The sequence below is a fragment of the Nocardia sp. NPDC050435 genome (genome assembly GCF_040655395.1).
Lineage (GTDB): Bacteria > Actinomycetota > Actinomycetes > Mycobacteriales > Mycobacteriaceae > Nocardia.
Genome location: NZ_JBFAJW010000001.1, coordinates 172,774 through 196,611 on the forward strand (window position 1 = coordinate 172,774; position 23,838 = coordinate 196,611).

At 71.3% G+C, this 23,838-nt stretch carries 22 protein-coding genes; 13 read left to right on the forward strand and 9 right to left on the reverse strand.

Annotation, left to right across the window (positions count from 1 at the left end; translation table 11 throughout):
- Positions 1–3: 3 nt before the first annotated feature.
- Both AB0I43_RS00805 and AB0I43_RS00810 read right to left on the reverse strand, forming a co-directional pair.
- Positions 4–870 carry an ABC transporter permease gene (locus AB0I43_RS00805; protein ID WP_356977384.1) on the reverse strand — a complete coding sequence of 289 codons (867 nt, stop codon included), beginning with the start codon at positions 868–870 and terminating at the stop codon, positions 4–6.
- Positions 867–1,715, reverse strand: coding sequence for an ABC transporter permease (locus AB0I43_RS00810; RefSeq protein WP_356977383.1), 849 nt, complete (start codon positions 1,713–1,715; stop codon positions 867–869). Before AB0I43_RS00810 ends, AB0I43_RS00805 begins: the two co-directional genes overlap by 4 nt.
- A gap of 328 nt (positions 1,716–2,043) precedes the next feature.
- Here AB0I43_RS00810 and AB0I43_RS00815 point away from each other — a divergent pair, with 328 nt between their 5' ends.
- From AB0I43_RS00815 to AB0I43_RS00825, 3 genes are all read left to right on the forward strand, one after another.
- A complete protein-coding gene (locus AB0I43_RS00815) occupies positions 2,044–2,640 on the forward strand; it encodes a helix-turn-helix domain-containing protein (RefSeq protein WP_356977382.1) in 597 nt (198 codons plus the stop codon).
- Positions 2,641–2,642: 2 nt separating this feature from the next.
- Complete coding sequence (locus AB0I43_RS00820; RefSeq protein ID WP_356977381.1) at positions 2,643–3,284, forward strand: TetR/AcrR family transcriptional regulator; 642 nt, start codon at positions 2,643–2,645, stop codon at positions 3,282–3,284.
- A gap of 197 nt (positions 3,285–3,481) precedes the next feature.
- Positions 3,482–4,525: an AraC family transcriptional regulator gene (locus AB0I43_RS00825; protein WP_356977380.1), complete on the forward strand. Its 1,044-nt coding sequence runs from the start codon at positions 3,482–3,484 to the stop codon at positions 4,523–4,525.
- Positions 4,526–4,597: 72 nt separating this feature from the next.
- Here the strand turns inward: AB0I43_RS00825 and AB0I43_RS00830 are convergent, their stop codons facing one another.
- The 5 genes from AB0I43_RS00830 to AB0I43_RS00850 form a co-directional block, all read right to left on the reverse strand.
- Entirely contained in the window at positions 4,598–5,233 is a 636-nt protein-coding gene (locus AB0I43_RS00830; RefSeq protein WP_356977379.1) for a class I SAM-dependent methyltransferase, read from the reverse strand.
- Positions 5,234–5,260: 27 nt separating this feature from the next.
- Positions 5,261–6,262 (reverse strand): phosphotransferase family protein, encoded by a 1,002-nt coding sequence (locus AB0I43_RS00835; protein WP_356977377.1) that lies wholly within the window; start codon positions 6,260–6,262, stop codon positions 5,261–5,263.
- Between the two features lies 1 nt (position 6,263).
- The gene (locus AB0I43_RS00840; protein ID WP_356977375.1) at positions 6,264–6,716 is read right to left on the reverse strand and encodes a DUF6285 domain-containing protein; all 453 of its coding nucleotides are present in this window, start codon (positions 6,714–6,716) and stop codon (positions 6,264–6,266) included.
- A gap of 112 nt (positions 6,717–6,828) precedes the next feature.
- Positions 6,829–7,578 carry an enoyl-CoA hydratase-related protein gene (locus AB0I43_RS00845; protein WP_356977373.1) on the reverse strand — a complete coding sequence of 250 codons (750 nt, stop codon included), beginning with the start codon at positions 7,576–7,578 and terminating at the stop codon, positions 6,829–6,831.
- A gap of 59 nt (positions 7,579–7,637) precedes the next feature.
- Positions 7,638–9,164, reverse strand: coding sequence for an aldehyde dehydrogenase family protein (locus AB0I43_RS00850; RefSeq protein WP_356977371.1), 1,527 nt, complete (start codon positions 9,162–9,164; stop codon positions 7,638–7,640).
- A gap of 126 nt (positions 9,165–9,290) precedes the next feature.
- On the opposite strand from AB0I43_RS00850, the gene AB0I43_RS00855 reads away from it, so the two are divergent.
- The 9 genes from AB0I43_RS00855 (at position 9,291) to AB0I43_RS00895 (ending at position 21,181) form a co-directional block, all read left to right on the forward strand.
- Positions 9,291–10,166, forward strand: a complete 876-nt coding sequence (locus AB0I43_RS00855) for an SDR family oxidoreductase (RefSeq protein WP_356977369.1) — start codon at positions 9,291–9,293, stop codon at positions 10,164–10,166.
- Positions 10,167–10,201: 35 nt separating this feature from the next.
- Positions 10,202–12,094, forward strand: a complete 1,893-nt coding sequence (locus tag AB0I43_RS00860; protein ID WP_356977368.1) for a CocE/NonD family hydrolase — start codon at positions 10,202–10,204, stop codon at positions 12,092–12,094.
- Positions 12,095–12,240: 146 nt separating this feature from the next.
- Entirely contained in the window at positions 12,241–13,473 is a 1,233-nt protein-coding gene (locus AB0I43_RS00865; protein WP_356977366.1) for a hypothetical protein, read from the forward strand.
- Positions 13,470–14,432, forward strand: a complete 963-nt coding sequence (locus AB0I43_RS00870) for a glutamate ABC transporter substrate-binding protein (RefSeq protein WP_356977364.1) — start codon at positions 13,470–13,472, stop codon at positions 14,430–14,432. The genes AB0I43_RS00865 and AB0I43_RS00870 overlap by 4 nt, the downstream gene beginning before the upstream one ends.
- The gene (locus tag AB0I43_RS00875; protein ID WP_357430899.1) at positions 14,429–15,616 is read left to right on the forward strand and encodes a hypothetical protein; all 1,188 of its coding nucleotides are present in this window, start codon (positions 14,429–14,431) and stop codon (positions 15,614–15,616) included. The genes AB0I43_RS00870 and AB0I43_RS00875 overlap by 4 nt, the downstream gene beginning before the upstream one ends.
- Positions 15,613–18,018 (forward strand): tetratricopeptide repeat protein, encoded by a 2,406-nt coding sequence (locus tag AB0I43_RS00880; RefSeq protein ID WP_357430901.1) that lies wholly within the window; start codon positions 15,613–15,615, stop codon positions 18,016–18,018. The genes AB0I43_RS00875 and AB0I43_RS00880 overlap by 4 nt, the downstream gene beginning before the upstream one ends.
- Complete coding sequence (locus AB0I43_RS00885) at positions 18,015–19,154, forward strand: protein phosphatase 2C domain-containing protein (RefSeq protein ID WP_357430903.1); 1,140 nt, start codon at positions 18,015–18,017, stop codon at positions 19,152–19,154. The genes AB0I43_RS00880 and AB0I43_RS00885 overlap by 4 nt, the downstream gene beginning before the upstream one ends.
- A 21-nt stretch (positions 19,155–19,175) precedes the next feature.
- Positions 19,176–20,465, forward strand: coding sequence for a VWA domain-containing protein (locus AB0I43_RS00890; protein ID WP_356977357.1), 1,290 nt, complete (start codon positions 19,176–19,178; stop codon positions 20,463–20,465).
- Entirely contained in the window at positions 20,465–21,181 is a 717-nt protein-coding gene (locus AB0I43_RS00895; RefSeq protein WP_356977355.1) for an FHA domain-containing protein, read from the forward strand. The genes AB0I43_RS00890 and AB0I43_RS00895 overlap by 1 nt, the downstream gene beginning before the upstream one ends.
- Before the next feature lie 7 nt (positions 21,182–21,188).
- Here the strand turns inward: AB0I43_RS00895 and AB0I43_RS00900 are convergent, their stop codons facing one another.
- Positions 21,189–21,713, reverse strand: a complete 525-nt coding sequence (locus AB0I43_RS00900) for a hypothetical protein (protein ID WP_356977353.1) — start codon at positions 21,711–21,713, stop codon at positions 21,189–21,191.
- Positions 21,714–21,904: 191 nt separating this feature from the next.
- A complete protein-coding gene (locus tag AB0I43_RS00905) occupies positions 21,905–23,410 on the reverse strand; it encodes an FAD-dependent oxidoreductase (protein ID WP_356977351.1) in 1,506 nt (501 codons plus the stop codon).
- A 129-nt stretch (positions 23,411–23,539) separates the two neighbouring features.
- On the opposite strand from AB0I43_RS00905, the gene AB0I43_RS00910 reads away from it, so the two are divergent.
- Positions 23,540–23,788, forward strand: a complete 249-nt coding sequence (locus AB0I43_RS00910; RefSeq protein WP_356977349.1) for a CsbD family protein — start codon at positions 23,540–23,542, stop codon at positions 23,786–23,788.
- The last annotated feature ends 50 nt before the right edge of the window (positions 23,789–23,838 follow it).

Consider the following 23,838-nt stretch of genomic DNA (forward strand, 5'->3'; position numbering starts at 1 on the left):
TGCTCACCCCGGGAACTCGATGGCGGAATTGATGCCCCACAGCGCGAGGGTGAGCAGCATGTCCAGGCCGATGATCGCGACGAAGCTGGCCCGCACGGCCCGGCCGGAGGCGATGCCGACGCCCTCGGGTCCACCGGCGGCGAAAAACCCGTAGTAGCAATGGATCAGGATCACGGCCACGCCGAAGACCAGGATCTTCACCACCGCGGCGAGCACGTCGTAGCCGCTGGTGAACTGGAAGAAGTAGTGGTCGTAGACCCCGCCCGCCTGCCCGTGCAGCAGCACGATCACCGTCGAGCAGGCCAGATAGGACAGCACCAGCGCGATCAGGAACGTCGGCACGATGGCGATCGCGCCCGCGATCACCCGCGTGGTCACCACGAACGGGATCGAGCGCAGGCCCAGCGATTCGATGGCGTCGATCTCCTCGGAGATGCGCATCGAGCCGATCTCGGCGGTCATCCGGCAGCCGGCCTGGGCGGCGAAGCCGATCGCCGCGGCGATCGGCGCCAGCTCGCGGGTGTTGGCGAACGCCGACACCACGCCGGTGACCGGACCCAGGCCGATCAGGTCGAGCGCGGCGAAGGACTGGATGCCGACGCCCGCGCCCATGGCGATGCCGAGCACGATCAGCATCGGCACGGTGCCGCCGCCGACGATCACCGACCCGCGACCCCAGGTCATGTCCGTGATCATGCGCATGGTCTGGGATCGGTACCGGCGCAACGTCAGCGGGATCGCCCACAGCGCCTGGAAGACGAACCCGAGCAGGAATCCGGTGTTCTCGACCGGGCGCAGCAGCCGATCCGGGTGCCGCGCGACGCGGTAGGCCCAGCGCAGGCCCCGGGGCGCGTACGGCGTGGCCATCACGCCACCCGCAGTGGCATGAACATGGTGACCACCTGGGTGATCACCAGGTTCACCACGATGATCGAGGCCACCGAGATGACGACGGCGGCGTTCACGCCGTCGGCGACTCCGCGCGGCCCGCCCTTGGCCTCCAGCCCGCGCTGGCACGCGACGATCACCACCAGGAATCCGAAGAGCACGGCCTTGGCGAGGGAGATCCAGACATCGGCCACCACGGCGAAGGAGCCGAAGGCCGCCCAGTAGCTGCCCGGCGTCACGTTCTGCGCGCTGATCGCGACCGCGTACCCCGAGACGACGCCGACGAAGACGATGAGGATATTGAGCAGCGGCGCCACCAGCAGCATGGCCGCGACCCGCGGAATCACCAGCCGGTGCACCGGCGAGATGCCCATGGTGCGCAGCGCGTCGATCTCCTCGCGCACGGTGCGCGCACCGAGGTCGGCGGCGATGGCGGAGGCGCCCGCGCCGCCGAGCAGCAGGCCCGTGGCGATCGGCGCGCCCTGCTGGATCACCCCGAGCCCGCCGGCGGCGCCGATCATGGAGTCGGCGCCGAGCTGGTGGATGAGGTTGCCGACCTGCACCGAGACGACCACGCCGAACGGGACCGCCATCAGGATCGCCGGAATCGCGGTCACGGTGACGAGATACCAAGCCTGGCGCAGCATTTCGTGCCACTGGAACCGCATCCCGATCAGGTCGGCGAGCCCGCCGCGCACCGATTCGAGACCGAGGTCGACCGCGCGCCCGAAGGTGCGGATACTGGAAACCGCTGTGCCGGTGACATTCTGGCGAACGATGCGCAGCGCCGTCGCCGTGTCGTCCGGGGCCGCCGGGCCGCCGCTCATGAACCCTCCCTCACCCCCGCCGCGCACAGCGCGCCGTGCCGGTTCCGGCCGCACGGCGGACCCGGACCGCGGATGTCGCCGAATGCCTTGCGCCGCAATGCCGACGGGGCTGTGCATCGCGGTGTGATCCCTGCCGGCCCGGTCGGGCGCGGGGGAGCCGGTACCGGACATACCGTAAAACAACGACGTCAATTTCGGGTCCGAACCGGGGAACAGCGCACCGAATTCGGCAGATTTCCGAGTGTGGGCCGCCGGTTGCGTACACTGGCCCGACGGGTCCAGCAAACCGGGGATTTCGAGAAGACGACCGACCGAGATGGAGGAGAGGGTGTCGTCCACGCGACGCGAGCACATCCTCGACGCGACACGCGAACTCATCGTCCGGGACGGCTACGCCAGCGTGAGCATGCACGCGATCGCGCGTGCCGCCGGCCTGACGCGCCCCGCCGTCTACGCCGAGTTCGGTGATCGTGACAGTCTTTTCGACGCCCTGCTCGATCGCGAGGAGCAGCGCGCCCTGCTCATGGCCGCGGCCGCGCTGCCCGAGATCGAGCCCGGCACCGACCCCACCGGGGTGGCGCTGCGCGCCGCCGACATGTTCCTCGACGTCGTGCTGGCGGCGCCCGAGACCTGGCGATTCGTGCTGATGCCGGGCGAGGGCATGCCGCACGCGGCCCACGAGCGCGTGGCCGGCGGCCGGGACGCGCTGCGCGTGCGCGTCCGGGCGGTGCTCGAGCTGGTGGCGGCCCTGGGCGAGCGCGAGATCGACGCCGAGGTGTTCAGCTACGCGGTGATCAGCGCGTCCGAGACCGCGGCGCGGCTGGTGCTGGCCGAGGGCGGGTCGGCGCGCCGGGACGCGGTGGCGACCACGCTGCACTGGCTGACCCGTCGCGCCGTCGCCGCGGCCGGCGTCGGAAAGAGCTGAGCATGGCCAGAATTCGGACCGACCCCGGCCCGGCCCGGCGGCGCTACGCCAAGCGGTTGCTGCCCGCCGATCGGCGCGAGCAGCTGCTGGACACCGCGCTGCGCATCGTCGCCACCGAGGGGTTCACCCAGGTCACCATCGCCGCGGTCGCCGAGCACGGCGGCGTCACCCGCCCGGTCGTCTACGACTCCTTCGGCAATCGGGACGAGCTGCTGACGGCGCTGATCGAGCGGGAGACCGATCGGATGCGCGCGGCGATCGCCCGCGCGCTGCTCGCCGATCCGGAACCCGGTTGCGCCACCGAGCAAGTGCTCATCACGGCGCTGGGCCGGTTCCTGGACGATGTGCGGACGATGCCCGACACCTGGCGGCTGGTCTACTTCCCGATCGACGGCGTGCCGCCGCTGCTGCGGGACCATATTCGCAAGGCGCGCAACGAATTCCGTGATCCGATGCGGCAGCTGCTGGCGGACTGGCTGGCCCCGCGCCCGGCCGGTGCGGATCAGGTCGACCTGGATGTGCTGGTGGAGATCGTGCAGGGTTGTCTGCAGGCCTTGGCACGCTGTGTGCTCGATGATCCGGAGCGATTCGGGGTGGACCGGATCCTGGCCGCCATCGAGTTGCTGCTTGCCGAACCGCGCTGATACGCACGGGGTTTACCCTGTCCCAGACGTTGTCGCCCTCGGTGCGGGCGACCGGTCCGGCAGCGTTGTCCCGGTGGGACAGACCGGGCACGCACGTGTTATGGCGAGTAACAACATTTCGGAAATCTGTGCACTGATCCGCTGGTCGATTGATACCTTTCGCCAAACAACAATGTAGCTTTGAGGACCAGCACCCTATGTTCGACTGGGAAAATCGGCGCGGCATCGCGAGCGTTCACCAACTCATCCGGCTGGCCGAGGAGCGCGGCATGCCGGCCGCGGACTGCGTCGCAGGCACCGCGCTCGGCACCGGGGCGGAGATTGACCCAGACGCGCAGATCTCCGCGCGCACCGAAATCCACGTGCTGCGCAATGTGCTGGCCCGGCTCGGCGGCGAACCGGGGCTGGGTGCGGAAGCCGGTGCGCGCTATCGCGTTTCGCTCGACGGCCCCTGGGGGCTGGCGCTGCTGTCCAGCCGGACGCTGCGCGAGGTGATCGATGTGCTGCTGCGGCACCTGGATCCGGCGCTCGCCTGCGGCCGGCTGAGCTTCGCCGAACGCCACGGTGAGGGCCGAATCCTGCTGGACGGCAGCCAGATTCCCGAGGACGTCCGCGCCTTCCTGGTGGAGCGGGCACTGGCCGGCATCCAGGCCGTCGGCAAGGAGCTGTTCTCGATCGCGGTCCCGCTGCAGCGCGTCACCTTCCGGCACGCCCCACCGCCGGATACCGCGCGCCACCGCGCCGTTTTCGGCATCGATCCGGCCTTCGCCGCGTCCGCCGACCTCGTCGCCTTCGACGCCGCCTACCTGGACCTGCCGCTGCCGCGGGCCAGCGACCGGGCGCGCGTGGCCTGCGAACAACTGTGCCGCGATCTGCTGGCCCGCCGCCGGGCGCGCACCGGGGTGGCGGGCTCGGTCCGTGACCAGCTGATCCGGAACCCGGGCGAGATCCCGGATCAGGCCACCGTCGCCGCCGGCCTCTTCATGAGCGCCCGCACGCTGTCACGCCGGCTCAGCGAGGAGGGCACCTCCTTCCGAGCCCTGCTCGACGAGGTCCGCCAGATGCTGTCCGAGGAACTGCTCACCCACACCGACATGACCACCGAACAGGTCGCGGCCCGCCTCGGCTACGCCGAAGCGGCCTCGTTCATCCGCGCCTTCCGGCGCTGGAAAGGCTGTCCGCCGCAGGAGTTCCGCGCGCGCTCCCACCGTGCCGCGCGACGGGTGCCCGAGCTGGTATAGGCGCCGGGAGCCGCGGGCGCGGGTGTCGAGCCCGGCTCCTGCGGCCCGGTCACCGCGGATGTCGGGGCGTGGCTAGCCGGTTCGCGCCACGGTGGCGAGCCAGGCCGGGGCGCCGTGCTCGTGATAGCGGGTGTGGATGCGATCCGGCGCGATGCCGGCGATGCGCCAGCCCGCTCCGAACGCCGCTGCGAAGTCGGCCCGCCGAACCGGATGCGGACCGGCGTCGGGGCCGTCGTCGCTGAAGCACAGGATGTATACCGTGCCACCGGGTTCGGTGACCGCCGCGAGGCTCGCGGCGTAGGCGAGGCGTTCGCCGGCGTCGAAGGTGTGGAACAGGCCGGAGTCCAGCACGGTGTCGAAGCGGCGGTGCAGGCGCTCCAGGTGCAGTGCGTCGGCGGTGGTGAACTCGGCGTCCACGCCGAGCGCGGCGGCGGCTGCGCGGGCGCGTGCCAGGGCGGTCTCGGCCACGTCGACCCCCAGCACGGGCAGGCCGAGCGCGGCGAGGTGCAGGGCGTTCGCGCCGCTTCCGCAGCCGGCGTCGAGCACCGAACCGGTGACGCCGCCCGCCGCCGCCAGGCGCACGACGGCCGGTTGCGGGCCGTCGATCTCCCACGGGGCCGGGCCGTTCCGGTAGGAGGCGTCCCACGGCAGACCGGATTGCCGCTCGTGGCTGGTGGGCGGGCGGGCGTCGAACGGATCGTCCGGCACGGTCGTTCCTCTCCGGGCTGTGCCCGCTCAGGTGTCCAGCAGAGCCAGCAGGTCGTATTCCAGCACCGCGATCCGCCGGCCGACGGCGGCGGACTCGACGGTGCGCTCCGCGCCGGACCGGAAGCCGATGGTGCGGCTGAGCACGATACCGCCGGTGATCAGGGTGCTCAGCACCGAGCCGAAATGCACGTCCCGTTCCTCCACCGGGGCGCCGCCGGCGGCGTGGTAGGCCGCGAGGAAATCGGCGCGGAACTCCGCCGAGCCGCGGTGCCAGGACGGCAGGCAGGCATGGCCGAGATCGAAGGCCGGATCGCCGAGATGGGCGCGTTCCCACCCGAGGACGGCCTGCAATCCGTCCGGGCCGATGACAAAGTTGCCGGGTCGAAAGTCGCCGTGCACCAGGCACATCGGTCGTTCACCGAGCGCGGGGAGCCGGTCGCGGCACCAGCGCAGCCCGGCTTCCAGCGCGGGGCGCGGCGGCCCGCCGATGTCGAGCAGTTCGCGCACCAGCTCGAGGCGATCCGCGAGCGGGCGCTGCGGGAAGAAGGGCACCTCGGCGACGGTGAAGGAATGGATGCGCGCCAGCTCCGCCGCCACCTGCCGAACGGTGCGCAGCTCGTGCGCGGAGGTGATCTCGCCCTCGGGCCGCGCGACGAGGTAGCAGTCCCGGAGCGCGTCGTCGGGGCGCGGCACGGCGACCGGACGGGGGACGGCCGCTCCGGCCGCGTACAGCCGGCGCAGCAGGGCGAATTCGCTCGCGCGGTCCAGGGCGTCCTTGCGCCCGGCGAGCAGATCGGGATTGCGGGTCCGGCCGTCGGGGTAGTCGCGGCGCAGCAGCAGCGGGTGCACCGTCGCGCCGGCGTCGCGGACGTCGAAGGACCAGCTCTCGCCCGCCGCGCCGCCCGAGAGCAGCGCCGCCGCGGGCGGCTCCGGCAGCAGCCGCAGGTCGGACACGGTCAGCGGCCCGGGCAGGTCGCGGGCCAGGATCTCGGCGAGGTCTCGGGCTAGTACTGCTGTGTCGGTGGACAATTCAGCCTTCGGTGCGCGTGTGGTCGGGATCGGCGATACGGAGTCGTTCGGCGGCGGCGGCCCGCAGGTACGCGAGGGTGCGCTCCCAATCCGGCAGGGGAGCGGGGTCACGCAACCGGTGCGCCAGTTGTTGTACCAGCTCGGGGTAGGAGCCGTCTGTTCCGAGGAGACGGCGCAGGCGGTGGGCGTCGCCACGCCGGATGCCCGGGCCCATATCGATCTCGCGGGCGGCGATGCGCAAAAGGTCGGCCGCCAGGCGGTTTTCGGGTGTTTCGGGCTGGTCGCTCAGGTAGCGCGCGACGGTGCGCAGCACCGGCAGGCGCCCGACCGGCAGCCCGCGCGCCATCCGCAGCAGCCGCGCGGCGGCCGGACCACCGGGGCCGCGCGCGTGCTCGCTGAGGTACGCGGCGACCACGTCGACGAGGTCGTCGGCGGCAGGCAGATCCTGCGGCATGCGTGCTCCTCCTCCAAGCCCGGGGAGCGCGGTCCGCGGGCGGGGCGAACAGTTTCTCGGCGCTGCCTACGGTAGAGGCGTTCGCCCGGGCCGGGGCGCGAATCAGGGATGTTCAGCGTCCGGTCCAGCGCGGCTCCCGGCGTTCCAGGAACGCCGCGATCCCCTCCTGGGTGTCGGCCGAGGCGAGGGTTGTCAGCATCGCCTGTTCGGTACTGCGCCAAGCGGTTTCGTCGGCGGCGGCGTGCGCGTGCTCCATCGCCGTGAGGGTCTCGCGCACCGAGATCGGGGCATTGCGGCAGATCCGGTGGGCCAGTTCGGTGGCGACCTTCAGCGCGGTGCCCGTCTCGGCCACGGTGTTGACGAAACCCAGCTGGTAGGCGCGCTCGGCGGCGAGCGGGTCGCCGGTGAGCAGCATCTGCTTGGCGACGTTCAGCGGCAGCGCGCGCTGGGTCCGGAACAGGCCGCCGCAGGTGGCGATGACGCCCCGGCGCACCTCCGGCAGCCCGAACTCGGCGTCGCGGGCGGCGACCACGAGATCGCAGGCCAGCACCACCTCCATGCCGCCGCCGAAGGCGAAGCCCTCCACGGCCGCGATCAGCGGCTTGCCGCGGCGGCGGCGGATCACGCCGTACTCGCCGCCGCGCTCGGTCTGCCCGCCGGATCCGGCGGCCAGGTCGGTGCCCGCCGAGAAGCCGCGCCCGACACCGGTCAGCACCGCGGCCCAGATCTCCGGGTCGTCCTCGAATTCGTTGAGGGCGCGATCCAGGCCCGCGGTCAGGGCCGCGTCGAAGGCATTGCGTTTGCCGGGCCGGTTCAACCGGATCACCGCGACCCGGTCCACCGTCTCGTAGTCGACTGTCATGTGCTGCTTCCTGCTCGAAGTGACCCTGCCATCCTCACAGCACCGGCCGGCGCGTCGGATCAGGGGCGCAATCCGGTGATTCGCCGCCGGCCCCGCGCCGCCATGCCCTGCAGCAGCGCGATCACCGCGCGCGACTTGAGCTTCGAGGCCGGGAACCAGGTGACCTCGGCCTGCTGTGTGGGCAGTCGCGGCACCGTGATCGCCTGCTGACGGCAGTATTTGCGAATCCCGGCCGCGCCGCCCCAGCGGGTGCCGATGCCGGAGTCCTTCCAGCCGCCCATGGGCAGCGCGAAACTGAACAGGTTGGCGAACGCGTCGTTGACGTTGACCGCCCCGGCCTCCAGCCGTCGCGCCACCCGCTCGCCGCGCTGCTTGTCCCCGGTCCACACCGTGGCCGAGAGCCCGTAGGCGGAGTCGTTGGCCAGGCGGACCGCCTCGTCCTCGTCGGCGACCCGCACCACCGGGATGGTCGGCCCGAAGGTCTCCTCGGTGAGGCAGGACATGGTGTGGTCGACGTCGACCAGCACGGTCGGTTCGAAGAAAGTGCCGGTGCCCGTGGGCTTTCCGCCGACGGTGGCGCGTGCCCCGGCGGCGAGTGCCTCCTCGACGTGACGCTGCACGATGTCGCGTTGCGCGGCGGTCGCCATCGCGCCGATGTCGGCGGTATAGGGCTGGGCGTCGTCGCCCTGACGCAGCGCCGCGACGCGTTCGGTCAGCTTGGTGACGAACTCGTCGTAGACCGGTTCCTCGACGTAGACGCGCTCGACCGAGATGCAGACCTGGCCCGCGTTGAACATGGCACCGTAGGCGATGCCGTTGGCGGCGCGCTCGAGATCGGCGTCGGCGAGCACGAGGGCGGGATCCTTGCCGCCGAGTTCGAGGCTGCACGGCACGAGTCGCTCCCCGCACGCGGCGGCGATCTTGCGGCCGGTGGCGGTGGAGCCGGTGAACTGGATGTAGTCGGCGGTGTCCACCACCGCGCGCCCGGTGTCGCCGCCGCCGGTGACCACCGAGAACACCGCGGGCGCACCGATTTCGGCCCAGCCGCGGCCGATCTCGACGGCGCTGAGCGGGGTGATCTCGGAGGGTTTGACCAGCACGGCTGCCCCGGCCATGAGCGCGGGCAGCGCGTCGAAGAACGGATTGAGCAACGGGAAGTTCCACGGCGTGATGACGCCGACCACCGGGTACGGGCGATAGCACGTGGTGAGCCGCTTGGTCTTGCCGAGCAGGTTGTGCGGCTTCGGGTGATCGTCGGCCAGGAAGCGCTCGGCGTTGCGGGCCCAGTACTTCATCAGGTCCACCGCGGCGGGCGCTTCGATCTCGGCGGTGGCGCGGGGCTTGCCCGTCTCCGAGCGCACCACCTCGGTGAGCCGCCCGGCGTTGTCGATCAGCCAGTCCTGCCAGCGCAGCAGCCATTTCGCGCGTCCGGCGGGACCGAGTTCGGCCCAGGCGGGCTGGGCGGCGCGTAAGGACTCGACCGCGGTGCCGACGGCGGTGCGGTCCTGGTCGGCGACTTCGCCGACCACCGTCCCGTCGGCCGGGTTCCGGACTTCGATGCTGCGGTCACTGTGCACGGTGGTCATCACGGACCTCCACTGTCGCTGCTGGTTTCGGTGCCCTCCATGCTGGCCGCCGTCGCGTCGCCGCGCGGCGAAACGCAGGCCGGGGATAAATAGACAACAGTGTTCGTAAAAGGCTATCGTCGTGGCATGACCAAGTTCGACGGGAAAAGCTGCCTCATCACAGGTGCGGCCGGTGGCCTGGGTCGCAGTACCGCGTTCGCGGTGGCGGCCGAGGGGGCGCGGCTGATTCTCACCGACATCGACGACGCCGGGCTGCAGCGTACCGCCGCCGACCTGCGCGCGACCGGAGCCACGGTGCTGCTGGCCGAGTCGGCCGATGTCAGCGACCATGACGCGGTGGTGGCGCTGGCCGGGAAGGTGCACGCCGAGGTGCCCAGCGTCGACATCGTGATGAACGTCGCGGGCATCGCGACCTGGGGCGCCGTCGAACGGCTCACCCACGAACAGTGGCGGCGCACCATCGATATCGACCTGATGGGACCGATCCATGTGATCGAGGAGTTCGTGCCGCCGATGATCGCGGCGGGGCGCGGCGGGCATCTGGTGAATGTGTCCTCGGCGGCGGGGCTGTTCGGCCTGCCCTGGCACGCGCCGTACAGCGCGGGCAAATTCGGGCTGCGCGGCGTCTCGGAGGTGCTGCGGTTCGATCTGCGCCGGCACCGGATCGGGGTCAGCCTGGTGTGCCCGGGCGCGATGGCCACGCCCATGGTCGAGCGCGTCGACATCGCCGGGGTGGACCGCGAGGCCGCCGCCGTGCAGCGTGCGATCGGCCTGTTCGTGCGGCACGCGGTGACCCCCGACGCGGCCGCCCGCTCGCTGGTTCGCGGCGTGCGGCGCAACCGGTTCATGGTGTTCACCTCGTTCGACATTCGTGTCGGCTACTACGCCCAGCGGTATCTGCCGCTCACCTACAACCTCGCCATGCGCGGCCTGAATTGGGGCCTGCACCGTGTCATGGACAAGGCCGCTCTCGACAAGGCGGCGCTGCCGAGCGCACCATAGTCAAGCATCTGAGACAGTCGTCGCGAGGGGTACCCATGGGTCAGCCGTTGTCCGCCGCCGTCGGTGCCGCCGCGCCGGACGCCCGCTTCGATATCGGCCCGGTGCGATATCCGAAACTGTTCGGGCGCAACACCGTTCCGATTGCCATGTCCGACGGCGCGGTGCTCACCGCGGACATCGTGCGCCCCGGCGACAGCGCCGGCCCGACCGCCGAACCGCTGCCCGCGATCATCAACTTCACCGCCTACAACAAGATGCTGAACCGGCACGGCATGCGGTTCAACACCGTGCTGCGGCGCCTGGCCGCCCGGCTGGAGCCCTCCGATCGCACCCGCATGACCGCCCGGGACGTGCTGCGCACCCCGGCGGGCGGCGTGCTGGAACCCTTCGCGATCAACCGCACCGCCGTCTCGCGTGGCTACGTCGGGCTGATGGTGGACGTGCGCGGCACCGGAAGTTCCACCGGCGCCTGGGATTTCTTCAGTCCGCGCGAGCAGCGCGACTACGCCGAGGTGGTGCGCTGGGTGCGCGAACAGCCGTGGTGCAACGGCGATGTCGCGGTGCAGGGCCTGTCCTACGGCGCGATCGCGGCGCTGCTCACCGCCGGACAGCAGATCGACGGCGTGCGGGCGTGCTTCGCGATCGAGGCCGGAGAGAACCCGGTGCGCGAGCTCGGGCTGACCGGCGGCGTGCCCACGCCGGGCATCATTCTCTGGATGCTGGCGGTCACCGGCGGTAAATGGGTACCGGCCTGGCCCGGGCTGGTGCGTGCGGGGATCGCCGGAAAACTGCTGCGGGACCGGGTGTTCGGTGGCCCCGGCTGGCTGACCCGCGCGTTGCGCCTGGCGTTCACCGCCGACCACGAGGACGGCTACCTGAACCCGATGTGGGCGGCCCGGCTCTGCAAGTACGAGGACATCACGGTGCCCACCTGGATCCACGGCGGCTGGCACGATGTCTACAACCGTTCGAATTTCCGCCTCTACGACCGCATTCCGGTGCCGCCCGGGCCGAAGCAGGTGCTCGTCGACGACTCCTACCACTTGACGGCGGGCTCGGGCTTCGGCGACGCGGGCAACCCGCAGGCGCTCGACGAATTGCAGTGCGCCTTCTTCGACCGCTGGGTCAAGGGCGTCGACAACGGCATCGACGGCTACGGGCCGATCACCGTGCGCCGCCAGGGCGACGGAGCCTGGGTGCGCCGCGACGCCTTCCCCGACCCGGCGGCCGGGGTGCGCAGGTTCTACCTGACCGGCGACAGCACCGGCACCGCGGCACACGCCGGAACCGACGCCGGACTGGCCGGACAGCCGGGCGAGCGCGAGTGCCGGATCCCGCTGCCCGAGCGCCGGGGGAGCGCGGCCTCCAACAACACCGCGGTGCTGAGCATGGGCGCCGCGTTGCTCTTCGGCGCCGAGTTCGGCAACGACGATCGCCGCAACGAGGCCGCCGCCGTCACCTTCACCAGCGCGCCCTGCACCGCCGACACCGTGCTCACCGGACCGATGAATCTGCACCTGCGCGCCGTGGCCGCGGGCACGGACGCGTTCTGGTCGGTCACCGTGTGCGACGTGCGCCCCGACGGCGCCTCGGTGCCGCTGACGCGGGGCGCGCTGCTGTCGTCCCTGCGCGCCACCGACGCCGAGCAGAGCTACCACGTCGACGGCGAACTCCTCTTCCCGGTGCACACCCTCACCGCCGACACCGCCGTCCCGCTGGAGCCCGGCCTCCCCTTCGACATCGATATCGAGATCAACCCCACCGAGGCGCTGCTGCGCGCCGGCCATCGCCTGCGCGTCTCGATCAGCCGCAGCAGCTTTCCGCGGCACTTCATCGCGCCCTGGAAACAGCGTCAGATCCGCGGCCAGGCAATCGTTCTCGACCCCGCGCGGCCCAGCTACCTCAGCGTGCTGACGACCCCGCGATAGGCCCTTCGCCGCAGCTCGGGCCCCCGCCGGTTAATAGGCGGCGCGGGGCTAACGGCTGACGTACTATCGCGAGCGAGACACCGGCCGGGAGATGAAGGGGGGACGGTGTGAGACCTCGCCTACCAGCGGCGGCGCGGAACGCGGCGATGTGGTTGCGGCGCTTCGCCGCGACGACGCCGGGCGCGATCGGCGTCGTCGTGCTCGTAGTCGTCACGTTGTGCCTGATCGCGGGCTTCACCAGCGCGAATCAGCTGAGCGGCAAGATCTCTCGGCACGAGGCGGCGCTCGATCGCACCGAGCCGCTGGCCTACGCGGCGCAGAACCTCTACGTCTCGCTCTCGGCGGCCGACGCCGCCGCGGCGGAGGCCTTCCTCTCCGGCGGCATCGAGGCGCCCGATGTGCGGGTCCGCTATCAGACCGCGCTGGCCGACGCGGCGGCCGCGCTGGCCGAGGCCACCGTCGGCGCCGACGACGGGCAGACCCGGCTGATCGTGGCGCGCATCAGCGCCGAACTACCCGCCTACACCGGCCTGGTCGAGGCGGCGCGCGCCAACAACCGGCAGGGCTTTCCGGTCGGTTCGGCCTATCTGCGCGAAGCCTCCGCGCTCATGCAGAATTCGCTGCTGCGGAACGCCGAGCGGCTCAGCACCGACCGGTTCGCGGCGGTCGACGCCGAACAGGGGCGTATCAGCGCGCTGCCGTGGGGCACCCTGGGTTTGCTGCTGCTGGTGCTGATCGCCTGTGGCGCCGGGTCGTACCTCTTGGTGGAGCGCACCAACCGCCGGTTCAATCTCGGCCTGGCCGCGGCGGCCGGCGCGACGGTGCTCGCGCTGATTTGGGTCGTGGTCGCCACCACGGTGGCCGGCGCCGCGCTCGACGGCGGGGACAAGGGCGCGGCGCACCGGTTCGAAACACTGGCCCAGGCCCGGATTCTCGCGCAGCAGGCCCGCACGGCCGAGACCTTGCAGCTGATCACCCGGGGCGATATCGCCGAGGGCGAGGAGGTCTTCACCCGGCACACCACCGCGCTGCGCGACCGCCTCACCGCGGTCACCGGCGCGGATTCCACCGCCTCCCAGCGTTTTCAGAGCTGGACGGCCGGGCACCGCAAACAGGTCGAGGACTACCAGGCGGCGAAGTTCCCCGACGCGGTCGCCCAGGCCATCGGGCGCGGCCCGGAATCCTCGGCCACCAAGTTCACCAGCCTGGACGAGTCGCTGCGCCAGGAACTCGGCGCGGTCCGCGGCGACCTGCGCGGCGGCGTCGACTCCGCGGGCGACGCGCTGACGTTCAGTCCCTCCGCGACCTTGCTGCTGATGCTGTTCGCGGCCGCCGCGGTCATCGTCGGATTGTGGCCGCGGGTCAAGGAGTTCCTGTGAGGGCCCGCGCGCTCGCGCCGCTGCTCGCGGCGGCGCTGCTGCTCGCTGGCTGCACCATGGATTCCTCGGTGCCGCAGTCCTCTCCGGTCGCGGTGGTCAACCCGGCCCCGCCGGAGCTCACCCCGATCACCACCCCGCCGCAGGGCGAGGGGGAGTGCGACGCCGAAACCAGCCTGCGCCCCGGGCCGCTGCCGAGCCCCGGCGCGATGCCCGCCGGTTCGCCGATGGCCGCCATCGTGGCCAACGGCCGTGTGCGGATCGGCGTCGACCAGAACACCTATCTGTTCGGCTTCCGCAATCCGACCACCGGCGAACTCGAGGGTTTCGACATCGATATCGCCCGCGAGATCGCCTACAGCCTCTTCGGCGATCGCGACAAGGTCGAGTTGCGCTCGGTGACGGCCGCCGAACGCACCACCGCGCTGCGCGATCGTCAGGTCGACATGATCGTGCGCACCTTCTCCGCCACCTGCCAGCGCCGCCGCGACGTCGACTTCTCCGGCGTCTACTACCGTGCGACGCAGCGGATCGCGGCCCCCAGGAGCTCCGGCATCCGTAGCGGCGCCGACCTCGCGGGCAAGCGGGTGTGCGTCGCCACCGGCACCACCGCGGCCGCGCCGCTGTTCGCCCTGCCCATCCGCATGACGGTGCTCGGGGTGACAAACTGGACCGATTGCCTGGCCGCGTTGCAGCAGGGCCACGTCGACGCGATCAGCGCCGACGAACCGATCCTGTACGGCCTGGTCGCCCAGGACCGCCACCTGGCGGTACTCGGTGAGCCGATCGGCAGCGGGGCCTACGCGGTCGGCGTCGCCAAGAACAATGCGGAACTGGTCCGCTTCGTCAACGGCGTGATCGAGCGCATTCGCGTCGACGGCAGCTGGGAACGCAGCTACGCCCGCCATCTCTCGCAGCTGGGCCCCTCGCCCGGGCCGCCGCCCACCCGGTACAGCGAGTGAGGGCCGTCGCCATGCTGCCGCTCTCCGTCGCCGAGATCGATCGCGAACTCGCCGATCGCACCGCGCAATTCGACGCGATCACCAGCACGCTGCTGGAACTGGACAATCATCCCGGGCTGAACCTGATGCGCCACTTCCCGCCCGCGGGGCTCACCGCCCAGCGCTGGGAGCCGGTGCGCCAGGCGCTGGATCTGATGTGGGAGGACCACGGCCGGATGAAGGCCATCCTCGACCAGGCGCGCACGCTGCGCGGCACCCGCCACCGCGTCGATGATCGGGCCCGGGTCGAGCTGACGCAGTTGCTGCGCGGCCGCCCGCACGAGGCCGGGCGCACCCCGATTCCGATGGCGCAGCGGTCGCTGACCGGTCCCCGCGAAACCGTCCTGTTCGTCGGCCTGGCCGATACGTTGGAGCGTATGCGCGCCACCTTCCCGCGGATCGCCGAATTCCTGGACGGGGTCGACGCGGTCAACTCGCGGGTCGCCGCTGGGCTCGGGCCGTTGCAGGCGCAGGTCGAGCTGGGGCAGGGCCTGACACCCGAATTCCAGGCCATCGCAGCGGAAATCGACGCCCTGATGCGCCGCGCGGGCACCGACCCGCTCTCGCTCACCGCCTCGGAGATCGAAGCGCGCGTCGCCGAGATCGGCACGGCCGTGCGCCGCCAGTCCGTGGTGCTCACCGAGTTGACGGCGATCACCAAGGATTGGCCCGCCGCGATCGCCGAAACCAGGCGGCGCTGGGAGGAGTTGCGCACGGCGCGCGAGCGCGCCGTGCGGGTCCGGGCCGACGCGCAAGCCCGCATTCGTACCGCCCCGCTGCCGGAGCGCCCCGATCTCACCGCGCAGTTGGGCAGCGAATTGTCCTGGCTGGCTGTCGAATCCGGGCCCGCGAAGGCGCTGCCGGGCTTGCGCCGGCGGATCGCCGAGGCGACCGAAGCCGCCCAGGCGGACGAGGCGCTGGCCCAGGGGCTGCTGGACCGCCGCGCCGAATTGCGGGGCCGCCTCGGCGCCTATCAGGCCAAGGCCTCGCGCGTCGGGGTGAGCGAGGATCGGGAAGTGCTCGAGGCCTATCAGGTCGCGGCGGGGTTGCTCACCCGCAAACCCTGCGACCTGGCGGCGGCCACCCGAGCCGTCGCCGACTATCAGCAGCTGATCGGGGAGAAGAAGGCCGGGAGGACGCGATGATCTGCACTGAACCCGGATGCGGCGGCACCATCGAGGACGGGTACTGCGACCGCTGCGGCACCGCGCCGTCGGAATCCAAGACGCTGGAATCGATACCGGTCGCGGCGCCGGAGGGGCCGCAGTCCTGCGGTGAACCCGGGTGCACCGGAACCATTTCCGACGGGTACTGCGATGTCTGCGGCGCCGCGCCGAGCCGGACCGGCACCACGACGCAGGCGACGACCGAAGCCGCCACCGGGGCGAGCCGATCGTCGCGCTCGGTGCGCACCGGCCGCTCGTCGTCGAGCCAGAGCAGGCGCGGCGGACTCGGCGGCGGACTGGTGGAGATGCCGCGCCAGCCGAAGGTGAATCCGCTCGCGGCCATCCTGACCGATCCGCAGGTCGCCGAGGAGAAACGGTATTGCGGCAGTTGCGGCCGCGCGGTCGGGCGCAGCCGCGACGGCCGCCCGGGCCGCACCGAAGGGTTCTGCCCGCACTGCGGGACCAAGTTCTCCTTCACGCCCAAGCTGGTCGCCGGCGACCGGGTCGGCGGGCAGTACGAGGTGAAAGGCTGTCTGGCCCACGGCGGCTTCGGCTGGATCTATCTGGCCGTGGACCACAATGTCGGCAATCGCTGGGTGGTGCTCAAGGGCCTGCTGAACTCCGGCGACGAGGACGCGATGAAGGCGGCCCTGGCCGAGAAGCGCTTCCTGGCCGAGGTCGAGCACCCCAGCATCTTCAAGATCTTCAACTTCGTCGAGCACGTCGGCGACGACGGCATCGCGGTCGGCTACATCGTGATGGAGTACGTCGGCGGCACCTCGCTCAAGCAGATCCTGCGCCGGCACCGCGACACGGTGGGCGGTCACCTGCCCGCGCCGCAGGCCATCGCCTACATCCTGGGCATGCTGCCCGCGCTCGGCTATCTGCACGCCAACGGGCTGGCCTACTGTGATTTCAAGCCCGACAACATGATCCAATCCGAAGATCACCTCAAGCTGATCGATCTCGGCGCAGTCATCGCGATGGACGACGAATCCAGCCCGATCTACGGCACGCCCGGCTACCAGGCCCCCGAGATCGCCGCGACCGGCCCCACGGTCGCCACCGAGATCTACACCGTGGGCCGCACCCTGGCCGTGCTCATGCTGCGGCTGGGATTGCAGAACGGCATCCTCGGCCCGCTGCCCGATCCCGCCGACGAGCCGCTGCTGGCGAACTACGATTCGCTGCACCGATTCCTGCGCCGCGCCACCAGCGACGAGGCCGACGATCGTTTCCCGTCCACCGAGGAGATGGCCGATCAGCTGACCGGCGTGCTGCGCGAGGTGCTGGCCACCGACGACGGCGTGCCGCGGCCGGGCATGTCGGCCTTCTTCGGTCCGCCGCGGGCCGTGTTCGGCATCGGAGCCGAGGCCGTCGTCGCTCCGGCCGATCTCATCGCGGCGCTGCCGGTTCCGCTGGTCGACCCGGGCGACAGCGGCGCGCCGCTGCTGGCCACCACCGGCGGCGTCTCGCCGGCCGAACTCGAACCGGCCTTCACCGCCGGTCTGGCGGCGGTCGTCACCACCGGCGAGGAATCGGTGGAGATTCCGCTGCGCCTGGTCCGCGCCGCCCTCGACATCGGCGACCACGACGACGCCTTCGCCCGGATCGACGCGCTCGCCACCACCCTGCCCGGCGACTGGCGGCTGGCCTGGTACCGCGGGCAGGCCCGGCTGCTGGCCGGTGACTTCCGCGGCGCCTACACGGATTTCGACTCCGTCTACGCGGCGCTGCCCGGCGAACCGGCCCCCAAGCTGGCGCTGGCCGCCGTCGCCGAACTGGCGGTGCACACCGCGGCCGCGCGGCGCGACTCCGGCGGCAACGGCGCGGCGGCCGGGGACACGCACCTGTCGGGCGTGCCCGCCGACCGCTTCCAGGCGGCGCGCTACTACGAACTGGTGTGGCGCACCGACCACGCCTTCGTCAGCGCGGCCTTCGGCCTGGCGCGGCTGCGCCGCCACGGCGGCGACCGCGCCGGCGCGGTCGACGTGCTGGACCAGGTCGAGCCCTCCTCGGCGCTCTACACCGAGGCCCGGATCGCCGCCGTCGCCACGATTCTCGCCGACCGCGGCCCGGACGAGCTGTCCGAGCAGGTGCTGCGCGAAGCGGGCGAGCGGGTGCAGAGCCTCACCATCGAGTCCACCCGCCGCCGCGCCCAGGTGCGGATGCAGGTGCTCGACGCCGCGCTGGCCTGGCTGGGCGCGGGCAAGACGCCCGCCACGGCCGCGCCGCTGCTGGGCGCGCCCCTCGACCAGGAGGGCGTGCGCACCGGCCTGGAGCGCTGCTATCGCGATCTGGCGCGCGAAACACCCGATATGTGGGCGCGTTTCGACATGGTCGAGCGCGCCAACCGGGTCCGTCCGAGAACCACGCTATGACCATCGAACCGCCGCGCGACGCGGTGTCCCCGCCCGTCCCGAAACCCACTGTGAGCACTGACTTGACTCCGACCGCGAGCTTGCTGCCGACCGAACCGCTGCCCCTGTCCGACGGCCCGCGCCGCGGCGCCACCTGTCCGAACTGCCGCGCGCGGGTGGGCGGAAAGGACCGCTTCTGCGAGGAGTGCGGGCAGGAGATCGGGGCGCGGCGGGCGGCGCTGCCCCGGCCCTCCAAGGAGCTCGCCGCCGAGCCGTCGACCTGCGAGAGTTGCGGCGGGCGCGAGCACGACGCCGAGGGCTACTGCCGCGGTTGCGGCCAATTACGCACGCAGCCCGACCGTTTCGAGGCCGACCTGGGTGCGGTCTACCTGGCCACCGATCGCGGGCTCAGCCACGCGCGCAACGAGGATTCGGTGGCCGCCGCCGTCCTCGACGGTCCGGGCGGGATCCCGGGCACCACGGTGATCGTGGTGAGCGACGGCGTGTCCTCCTCGGAGGACCCGCAGGCCGCCTCGGGCGCCGCGGTGCGCGCGGGCGTGGACGGCTGCCTGCTCGCGCTGGCCGAGGGCGATTCGCTCACCGACGCCGTCTACGCCGGGCTACTGGCCGCCATCAAGGCGGTCCGGGCCACCGCCAAACCCAGCGGTCACGCGCCCTCGTGCACCTATGTCTCGGCGATCGTGCGTGGGTACGGCACCGGCGAATTCGAGATCGCGCACGTCAATATCGGTGACAGCCGGGCCTATTGGCTGCGCACCGAATCCTCGGCGTCGACCTGCCCGCCCTCGCAGCGGCTGACCAAGGACGATTCCTACGCCCAGACCCTGGTCGATCTCGGCACCGACGACGAGACGGCGATGCAGCACCCGCGCGCGCACCACCTGATGCGCTGGCTCGGCGCCGATTCCGGCGCCGACCCGGCCGCCGAGAGCTGCGTCGGCAGCTTCACCACCACCGGCCCGGGTGTGCTGCTGCTGTGCAGCGACGGGCTGTGGAACTACCGGCCCCGCGCCCAGGAGCTGGCCGCCATCGCCACCGCGGCCGAACGGATGCCCGCCGCGCGCGAACTCGTGGAATTCGCGTTGCGCAGCGGCGGGCGCGACAACATCACCGTCGCACTGGCACCCATCACCTGATCCACCCAGCAGGAGAACATTGTGAGTTCCCAGGAAAACCAAGGGATTTCGGTCGCCGTCGACCAGAACGAGTATCTGGCCGAGGGCGCGGACACGGTCGACGCCATCGTCACCGTCGAGGCGGGCGCCGATTTCGTCGCCGCCGAGACGCCGCCGGAACGGGTCGAGATCCTGATCATCGACTGTTCCGGCTCCATGGCCACCGGCCGCAAGTTCCAGGGCGCGCGCGAGGCCACCCTGGCCGCGCTGGACGTGCTCGACCAGGACACCCGTTTCGCCATCATCGAGGGAACGGCCAAGGCGCGCTTGATCTTTCCCAAGGACGAGCCCTCGCTGCCGGCGACCCCGCAGAACCTGGCCGCGGCCCGGCGTCAGCTGGACAAGCTGCGCCCCTCCGGCGGCACGGCCATGGGCACCTGGCTCGGACTGGCCCGCCAGCTGGCCAAGAAGCACGAGGGCGCGATGGTGCACGCCATCCTGCTGACCGACGGGAAGAACGAGCACGAGGAGCCCGAAACCCTCGAAGCCGAGATCAAGCTGTCCGAAGGCCTGTTCACCTGCGACTGCCGGGGAGTCGGCGCAGATTACGTGGTCAAGGAAATGCAGCAGATCTCCAACGCCCTGCACGGCGGCACCGACGTGGTCAAGGAGGCCGAGGGCCTGGCCGCCGACTTCCGCGCGATGATGGAATCCTCGCTGGCGAAGGCGATTCCCGAACTGCGGCTGCGCGTGTGGACACCGGCGGGGGCGACGGTGAACTACGTCAAGCAGGTCGCACCGGCCATTCTGGACCTGACCGGCATGCAGGTCGAGAACAGCCCGCAGGTCCGGGATTTCCCGCTCGGTTCCTGGGGCGCGGAGGAACGCGAATACCACCTGCAGGTGCGGGTCGAACCGGCCGCGCCGGGCCGGGAGAAGGCCGCCGCGCGGGTCACCGTGTTCGCGGGGGAGCAGGAGGTCGGCAAGGGGCTGGTGCGCGCGGTCTGGACCGAGGACACCGAGCTCTCGGCCCGGATCAGCGACCGCGTCGCCAAATACACCGATCAGGCCGAGCTGGCCCAGGTGGTGCAGGAGGGCCTGGACGCCCGCAAACTCGGCGACGTGGACACCGCGACGGCGAAACTGCGCCGGGCCGTGGAGCTGGCCACCCAGGCCGGTAACGCCGAGACCGCGAAGCTGCTGCGCAATGTGGTCGAGGTGGACGAGCACAACGGCACCGTGCGGTTGCGCACGAAGGTGGAGGCTTTCGACGAGAAGGCGCTCGAGGCCCGCTCGGTCAAGACGGTCCGGATCCCGCCGAAGCAGTCCTGATGGTTACCTGTCCCGACGGGCACGCCTCGGAATCCACCGATTACTGCGACCAGTGCGGCACCCAGATCGGGCCGCCGGTCGCCCGGCCCGGTGCGGTCGCGTGCCCGGTGTGTCACACGCCGGGCAGCGGCAGCCGGTTCTGTGAGGAGTGCGGCCACGATCTGGTGCTGGGCGCGCCCGCCGAGCCGGTCGTCGCGGCCGAGCCGCAGCTCGCCGAGCCCGACCAGCCGACCCTGATCGGTCCGGGGCCGACGCTGGTGGGCAAGCCGCCGGCCCTGGAACCCGAGCTGCCCGACCCGCCGCCCGCGCCGCAGCTGGGCTGGATCGCCACCATCGCCGCGGACCGCGAGCTCTACGCCCGGGTGCAGGCCCGCAACGGCCCCGACGCCGACCAGGTGCCCTTCCCCGCCTACTTCCCGGAACGCCGGATCATGTTGCGCGGCAGCGACATCCTGATCGGCAAGCACAGCGTTTCCCAGGGCGTGAACCCGGAGATCGATCTCGGCATCCCGCCCGCCGACGCCGGCGTCTCCCGCGTCCACGCCACCCTGCACCTCACCCCCTACGCCGCCACCCTCATCGACCTCGGCTCCACCAACGGCACCAGCCTCAACGACTCCGAGGACGACATCCCCCGTAACATTCCGGTCCAGGTCCACCCCGGCGACCGAATCCACGTCGGCGCCTGGACCACCATCACGCTCAGCCGCGGTTAGCGCGGCCTCAGGGCGTGGTGGTGCGGGCGGTCAGGTCGTCGAGGAGGATCATCAGTTCGCCGGTCTGCTTGGTGACGGCCATGAGACGGATCTTGAGGGCGAGGAGGTTGGCGCCGTCGATGGGGGTGTCGAGCTGGTGCTTGACGTGCTGCCATTCGGCGCTGGCGGTGACCTTGCCGAGTAGGACGTCGCGGGTGCTGCCGTCGGCAGCGCCGAGGGCGGCGAAGATGCGGATCGAGGCGTGTGGGGAACGCACCCAGAGGTTCAGGCCGCTCAATTGCCCGGGGACGGCGAAGGATCGGCCGTCCTTGGTGATCAGGTCGACCTCGAGGTCGTCGGCGGCGGATTTGATCAGCAGGACCAGCGCCCGGTGGTCGGCGCCGGCGCGCCCGTCGGCGTAGGACCGCACTTCCTTGGTGGGCGCGCCCTCGGCGAACGTGGTGAGGTGGCTGCGGTCGGCGCCGGCACCGGCGACGTCCCAGTTCGCTTTGTTCTCGAAGTCATCGAGCAACACTTCCGCCGTGTTGTTCACTGTGTTCCCCCGAAGTCGTCCAGAAGCACCTCGGTCGAGGTTTCCGACATCCCCGCTGTCCCTTCGCTCGCTCGGCGACCGGACATGCTCCGGCGCTGCCGGTAACCCTACAATTCCGCGCCCGCGCCGCGCACTACAGCGGCCGGGCGTCGCAGGTCCGGCGGCGCGCCGGTGCGGATCGAGCCGGTCACTCAGTGCAGCGGACGCGGAACCACCCGGGGCGTAAGCCCTTTCGTGGCGGGCCCCTCCAGCACGGTGCCGTCGGGCGCGAAGCGGGAGCCGTGCAGCGGGCAGTCCCAGGAGTTCTCGGCGTCGTTCCAGCGCACGATCCCGCCCAGGTGCGGGCAGACCGCGGAGACCTCGGTGGTGGTGCCCTCGACGGTGCTGACCGCGGTCGGTTCGAGCCCGTGCCGCTCGATCTTGCCGCAGCCCTCGGCGGGGGCGGTGCCGGGCCCGTGCGTCAGCCGCAGCAGCCAGCCGCTCGACATCTGCTGGGCGACAGCGGTATTGGCTTTCAAGGCGGAGAACCAGCCCTTCAGCTCCGCGGGCTGCCAGGACTGGAAGGTCGCGGCCCAGGCCGGCGGCTTGCCGGTGCGGTGCCCGGCCAGCGCGAGCGCCGCCGCGGCGCCGTTGGTCAGGCCCCACTTGGCGAAACCGGTGGCGACCATGATCCGATCCTGGCCGGGCAACAGTGGGCCCACGTAGGGCAGCTCACCGATCGGGTGATGATCCTGAGCCGACCACCGGTACAGCGGCTCGGCGCCGGGGAACCAGCGTTGTGTCCAGTCGACCAAGGCCTGGACATGTGCGCTCGCCCGGTCTGTGCGCCCGACGCCGTGGGCGTTGCCGCCGACGATCAGTAGATCGTCCTCCGGGCTGGGCGCGTAGCGCAGCGACTTCGTCGGCTGCCCGGCACTGAGATACATCTCGCGCGGAATCTCCTGCGGCACACGGTAAGCGGTGAGATAGGAGCGCTGCGGCTCCAGTCGCGCGAAGAAGCCGCCGCGATCGAGAATCGGCATGCCGGTGGCCAGCACCACCGAGTGCGCGGTGAGCTCGCCGTGTTCGGTGTCGATCACCAGGTCACCGCCGGGGCCGGAGCGCACACCGTGCGCGCGGGTGGACTCGAAGATCGGCGTCGCGTGCGCTTCGACCGCTACGGCCAGCGCGGCGATCAGCGCCATCGGGTCGACCTGGACCTGATTGTCGAGCCGGACCGCGCCGTGCGCGGGGAAGGGTGTGTCCGGCTTGCCGATCAACTCGGTGGGTAGCCCGGCGCGCTGGGTCGCCTCGTACTCGGCGCGCACCCGCTTCACCTCGGCGGCGGTCTGCGCGTAGGTGAGGGCGGCCTCGCGCTGGAGCGGCACGTTGTGTTCCGCGCAGAAGCGCACCAGCCAGTCCTGGCCGTCGCGATTGGCGGCGAGATACTCACGCAGGGTGCCGATCGAATGCCGCCCGGCGATCTGCTGGGCGCGGGTGCCCTGCAACAGGCTGATCTTGCCGGTGTTCAGACCGCTGGCGGCCGCGCCGACCCGGCGTGCCTCCAGCACCGCGACCTCCACGCCGCTCTCGGCCAGCAGCAGCGCGGTGACCAGACCGGTGATCCCGCCGCCGATCACGACGGTGTCGAACCGCGATCCCGCGTTCAATCGGAGCCGCGCCGGGATTTCGGCATCGCTTTTCCATAGTGCCGTCATAGGCAGGGCATATCCGATCCGGAGGCGCCGAAACCCGGACCGAATTCCGCCGCGTGCTGATTGAGCTCGATATCGCGGGGTAGACGGCAAGTGTCCACCTGATAACCGGATTTCGGAGGTAGATATATCGTGACCGAGCACAAGAGCGGTCCCCGGGAAGGCGCCGAAGGCGCAGTCGAAGGTGTGAAGGGCAAGATCAAGGAGGCGGCCGGAGCCATCTTCGGACGCGACGACGTGCGCGAGGAAGGCCGCGCCCAGCAGGACAAGGCCGAATCCCAGCGCGAAGCCGCCGGCAAGGAAGCCGCCGCCGAGAAGGCCCGCGCCGAGGCCGGTCTGGACGAGCAGCGGCAGCGCGCTCACCAGCACCGACAGGACTAGTCATCCGCGATAGAAACGAAGTCCGCCCGGCTCGTACGAGCCGGGCGGAC